This is a genomic window from Nocardiopsis lucentensis DSM 44048, assembly GCF_000341125.1.
In the GTDB taxonomy this organism is placed as follows: Bacteria; Actinomycetota; Actinomycetes; order Streptosporangiales; family Streptosporangiaceae; genus Nocardiopsis; species Nocardiopsis lucentensis.
In genome coordinates this window covers 1-1,619 of the sequence record NZ_ANBC01000739.1, presented here as the reverse complement: position 1 = coordinate 1,619, position 1,619 = coordinate 1, and the positions used below count along the sequence as shown (strand labels likewise).

Annotated in this window: 1 pseudogene; it reads left to right on the top strand. The window is 74.2% G+C overall.

The annotated features are described in order from the left end of the window. Positions 1–1,619, top strand: a pseudogene (locus D471_RS36220) (DNA repair ATPase); the annotation flags it as partial.

Sequence of the window (1,619 nt, the reverse complement as noted above, 5' to 3'; positions counted from 1 at the left end):
CCGCCGACACGCCCGACCGCTGCGACGAGCAGCTCGGCCGGATCATGCTCCAGGTGGAGAACCTGGAGTCGCGGTTCGCCGAGTTCGACGACTTCCTCGCGGAGCTGTCGGACAAGCGCGAGGACGTGTACGAGGCGTTCTCCACGCGCAAGCAGTCGCTCGTGGACGAGCGGTCGCGCCGGGCGGACCGCCTGGCCTCGTCCGCCGCCCGGGTCCTGGAGGGCGTGCACCGCCGGGTCGCCACGCTCTCCACGCTGGAGGACGTCAACACCTACTTCGCCTCCGACGCGATGGTGTCCCGGCTGCGGCGCACGGTCGGGGAGATGCGCGAGCTCGGCGACTCCGTGCGCGCCGAGGAGCTGGAGGGCCAGATCCTGTCGGCCCGGCAGGAGGCCGGGCGGGCGCTGCGGGACCGGACCGACCTGTTCGAGGGCGGACCCGGCGGCGAGACCATCCGGCTGGGGCGGCACCGGTTCGCGGTCAACACCCAGCCGATCGACCTCACCCTCACCCCGCACGACGGGACGATGGCGGTCGCGCTCACGGGCACCGACTACCGCGAACCGGTCACGGACGCGGCCTTCGGTCGGACCCGCCACCTGTGGGACCGTCTGCTGGTCTCCGAGAGCGACGACGTCTACCGGGCGGAGTACCTGGCGACGTCGATCCTGGCCGCCGCGGAGGAGGGATCTCCGGAAACGGCGGCCGAAGGCAGTCGATCGAGAGCCGGCGGAGGGCGACGGGAGGGCCTGAGCCTCGACGCCCTGACCGAGGCGGGAGTGCACGCCGAGAACGGGTCCCTGCTGGAGCTGGTGCGCGGGGTCGCCGAGACCCGCTACGACGAGGGCTACGAGCGCGGCGTGCACGACCACGACGCCGCCCTCATCCTGTCCGCGCTGCTCAGGCTGCGCGCCGGGGCCGGTCTGCTGCGGTATCCGGGTACCACGCGCGCGGTGGCGCAGCTGTTCTGGGCCTACGGCGCGGGCAAGGAGGAACGGACCGCCTGGCGCACGCGCGCCGGGTCGCTGGCGCGCGCCCGCGCGGTCTTCGGGGTACGGCGCTCGACGGCGGTCGACGCGCTGCGCACGGAGCTGGCCGAGGGCGTGGACGCCTTCCTCACCGGGACCGGGCTGTACCAGGACACCGACCTGGAGCTGGTGGGCGAGTACCTGTTCGAGGAGCTGGCCGAGGGATCGCGGACGTCGTCGGGCTTCGTGTCCGGGGCGGGCGCGCGGCTGCTCCTGGACCGGTTCCACCGGGCCCTGGGCAGTACGAGGGAGACCACGCGCAAGGCGTTCGAGGACGACCTGCGCACGCTGGAGGGCGACCTGGCGGCGCGGCACCAGCTGGTGACCGCGTGGCTGGAGGCGTTCGCGACCACGCTCGACGAGGTGGACCCGGGCGACCTGCCCGAGGCGGCGGCGATCGAACTCACCGGGTCGGCCGTGGAGCGGTACGAGTCGTCGGCGGCGGTGGGCGAGACCGTGACGGGCCTGCTCGGCACCCACCCGCGCGTGCGGGACCGGTCCCTGGAGGTGCGGCTGGACGAGATCCTGCCGCGCACCCGGGCGTTCCGCGCCCGCGACGTGCCCGCCTACCGGGACTTCCAGCGGCGCCGC